Here is a 3,777-nt window from a genome sequence, read left to right on the forward strand (position 1 = left end):
TCGGGGCACCCTGCGGCGGAGGCGGGGCCGGGGGCCGGCCTTCCGGGCACCGTACGGCGGATCTCCACGGCGGAGGCGGGGCTGGGCGCCGGCCTGGCACGGGGTCACGCGCCGGGCCGAGCCAGGGACGGCGGGGCCGCGCGAGCGCACGGCACACGGGGAGGCAGACCGGGCGCGAGCCTCACCGCGCCCGTCGGGGCGCCCTGCGGCGGAGGCGGGAGCCGTGCCGCGCCCATCAGAAGCGAGAACCGCCCCGCGCCCGCGTGACGCCCCTGAGCCGGGCCCCGCCGCCCTGTCAGCCGCTGGTCCTATCGCAGCCCCCGGGTCTGAGCCCCCTCAGTGGTCCGCCGGTGTGAGCGTCGGGCCCCCCGGAGCCGCCTCCGGGTCCGATCCCTTGGCGGCCTCTGTCTCGCTGTAGATGTCCGGTTCGAGGTAGATGACGCGGGCGATCGGCACGGCCTCGCGGATGCGGGACTCGGCGGCGTTGATGGCTGTGGCGACCTCGGTGGCGGTGTCGTCGTGCTGGACGGCGACCTTGGCGGCGACGAGGAGTTCCTCGGGGCCGAGGTGGAGGGTGCGCATGTGGATGACGCGGGTCACCGTGTCGCCGTCGACGATCGCGGCCTCGATCTTCTTGACCTCCTCCAGGCCCGCGGACTCGCCGAGGAGCAGGGACTTCGTCTCGGCGGCGAGGACGAGGGCGATGAGGACGAGGAGGATGCCGATGCAGAGCGTGCCGATGCCGTCCCAGACGCCGTCGCCCGTGGCGAGCGCGAGGCCGACGCCGCCGAGGGCGAGGATCAGGCCGACGAGGGCGCCGAGGTCCTCCAGGAGGACGACGGGCAGCTCGGGCGCCTTGGCGCGGCGGACGAACTCCTTCCAGGAGAGCTTGCCGCGCAGTTCGTTGGACTCCTTGATGGCCGTCCGGAAGGAGAAGCTCTCGGCGATGATCGCGAAGACCAGGACGCCCACCGGCCAGTACCAGTGCTCCAGTTCGTGCGGGTGCCTGATCTTCTCGTAGCCCTCGTAGATCGCGAACATGCCGCCGATGGAGAAGAGCACGATGGAGACGAGGAAGGCGTAGATGTAGCGCTCGCGGCCGTACCCGAAGGGGTGTTGCGGGGTCGCCTCGCGCTGGGCCTTCTTGCCGCCGACGAGGAGCAGCGCCTGGTTGCCGGAGTCGGCGAGGGAGTGCACGCCTTCGGCGAGCATGGACGAGGAGCCGCTGAAGGCGAACGCCACGAACTTCGATACCGCGATCGCGAGGTTGGCGCCGAGTGCCGCCACGATCGCCTTGGTGCCGCCTGACGCGCTCATGTGCTCGCCCGATCCCTTCGTCTCCGTACAGCGCTTTGCCGGGCCTTTGCCGGTGGGCCATTGTTACAGCATCCCGGGGCCGTGGTGCGGGAGTTGTCCACAGCCCCGGTCCGATGATCGGATCAGACGACCACGGTGGCCCTGAACAGCGTGCCCGCACCGCTCACCTGGGTCTTCTCGCCGGCGGCGACGAACACGGACTGCCCCGGCGCGAGGTCGTGCTCCCCGGCGCGGACCGTTCCGGCCGTGCAGAGCAGGATCTGCGGGGCCTCCCGGGTGAGGTCGTGGACGGACGTGCCCTCGGGCAGGACGTACCGGGAGAGGCGGAACTCGTCGATCGGGGTGTCGTAGACCTCCTCGCCGTCCGGGGACGCCTCGGGGCGCAGGACGCCGGGGCCGGTCGCCTCGAAGCGGACGACGCGCAGGAGTTCGGGGACGTCGACGTGCTTGGGGGTCAGCCCGCAGCGCAGGACGTTGTCCGAGTTGGCCATGATCTCGACGCCCAGGCCGCTGAGGTACGCGTGCGGGATGCCCGCGCCGAGGAACAGGGCCTCGCCGGGCTGGAGCCGTACGTGGTTGAGGAGCATCGCGGCGATGACGCCGGGGTCGCCGGGGTAGTGGCGGGCGATCTCGGCGTACGGCGCGTAGGCGCCGCCGAGGTGTTCGCAGGCGGCGGTCGCCTCGGTGACCGTGCGGGTCATCTCCGCGCGGTCGGCGCTCAGGACGGCCGTGAGGACCTCGCGCAGGGCCGCGTCCTCGGGGTGCGCGCGCAGGAGGTCGGCGTACGGCTTGAGGGAGTCGACGCCGAGGCCCTCCAGGAGGGCGGCGGACTCCTCGGGGGCGCGGAAGCCGCACAGGCCGTCGAACTCGGTGAGCGCGCAGATGAGTTCGGGCTTGTGGTTGGCGTCCTTGTAGTTGCGGTGCGGGGCGTCGACGGGGACGCCGCGGGCCTCCTCGTCGCCGTAACCCTCCTTCGCCTGCTGGAGGTTCGGGTGCACCTGGAGGGAGAGGGGGGCGCCGGCCGCGAGGAGTTTGAGGAGGAACGGCAGGCGGGGGCCGAACTTGGCGGTGGCCGCCTCGCCGAGCTCCTCGCGCGGGTGCGCGTCGATGACCTCGACGAGGGTCCCGCGCGCGGTGCGCGAGGGGGCGCCGGGGTGGGCGCCCATCCACATCTCCGCCTGGGGTTCGCCGGTCGGCTCCACGCCGAGGAGGTGCGGGATCGCGGTGGTGGAACCCCAGGCGTAGGGGCGGACGGTGTTGTCGAGGCGGTCCATACGGTTCTCTCTTGCGTGAAGGTGCGGGCCGGGAACAGGATCAGGCCCCGGAGGCCAGCGCGAGGTAAACGGCGGCGAAATCCGTGATGGCGATCAGCTCGGCCAGGGTCTCCAGTTCGGTGCCCTCTTCGGGGTCGAGTTCGCTGATCGGCGTGTCGTGGCCGAGGGCCAGGTCACGGGCTGCGGGGGCGGCGCTGAGGCCACCGCTGGGGCGGTCCCGGAGGAGCACCACGCGCGCGTGCAGCGCGGGCGGGTCGTCGACGCGGTCGCGGAAGAAGTCGTCCGGGTCGGCGCCGGCCGCCAGCGGGCCCGCGAGGAGGGCGCTGTGCGCGGCGAGGGCCTCCGGGAGTTCGGCGACCAGGGCGGGGCGGCCGGCGAGTTCGGCCAGGGCGGCGGCGAAGCGGCGGCCCGCCGGGCCAGCGGAGACGCCCTCCGTCCAGATCACCGGGAGCGCGTCCGCGAGTTCACCCGCGAGGGTCTTCGCCGGGTTGCTGTACGTCGCGACCGCCGGGCCGCAGCGTTCCGCGACGTGGTCGAGGCGGTCGGCGATCTGCTCCAGGGTCTCCGGCGGGGCCGTGGTCAGGCCGATGCGGTCCAGGAGGGCCAGGAGGGGCGTCAGGAGCGCCCACAGGACGCCGGGGGCCGACGCCGTGAGCGGTTGCGCCTCCGCGTCGTACGGAGCCGTCGCCAGGGGCAGGAACAGGCTGTGCGAGGCGCCTGTCGCCTCCGCGAGGGGGGTGCGGGCGGGGGCGACCGCTACGACCGTGCAGCCGCGCCGGTACGCCTGTTCCGCGAGGAGTGACAGGCCCGGTTCCGTGCCGTCCGGGGTGGCGATCAGGAGGAGGTCCACCGAGCCCGCCCAGCCCGGGAGGTCCCAGCGGAGGGCTCCCGCTGCGGGGGCCACGCCGGTGGGGGCGAGGCGGGTGACCGGGCAGGACGCGCCCGCGAGGGTGGCGAGGAGGTCGGCCACGCAGGTCGCTGCGGCGCCTGGGCCGGCGATCAGGATGCCTCGGGGGCGGCCGTCCGGTTTCAGGTCCCGTACGCCGGCTTCTGCCGTGAGCCTCGTTGCCGTGCGGACTCGTGCGCCTGCCTCTGCCGCGCCGCGCAGGAGGGCTCGGCGGTCGGCCTCGGCGAGGGCCTCCGGCGTGTCGAGGAGTGATTCGTCGAGCATGGCGGGGTCTCCGAT

Annotated in this window: 3 protein-coding genes; all 3 read right to left on the reverse strand. The window is 73.7% G+C overall.

The genetic code is table 11. The annotated features are described in order from the left end of the window. Positions 1-336: 336 nt before the first annotated feature. Positions 337-1,317, reverse strand: a complete 981-nt coding sequence (locus tag AOK24_RS43460; RefSeq protein WP_055725344.1) for a cation diffusion facilitator family transporter — start codon at positions 1,315-1,317, stop codon at positions 337-339. A gap of 122 nt (positions 1,318-1,439) precedes the next feature. Next, complete coding sequence (gene manA / locus AOK24_RS43465) at positions 1,440-2,591, reverse strand: mannose-6-phosphate isomerase, class I (RefSeq protein ID WP_055725345.1); 1,152 nt, start codon at positions 2,589-2,591, stop codon at positions 1,440-1,442. A gap of 40 nt (positions 2,592-2,631) precedes the next feature. Further along, entirely contained in the window at positions 2,632-3,762 is a 1,131-nt protein-coding gene (locus AOK24_RS43470) for an SIS domain-containing protein (protein ID WP_055725346.1), read from the reverse strand. Positions 3,763-3,777 lie beyond the last annotated feature (15 nt).

It is taken from the genome of Streptomyces niveiscabiei, from assembly GCF_001419795.1.
GTDB classification, from domain to species: Bacteria; Actinomycetota; Actinomycetes; order Streptomycetales; family Streptomycetaceae; genus Streptomyces; species Streptomyces niveiscabiei.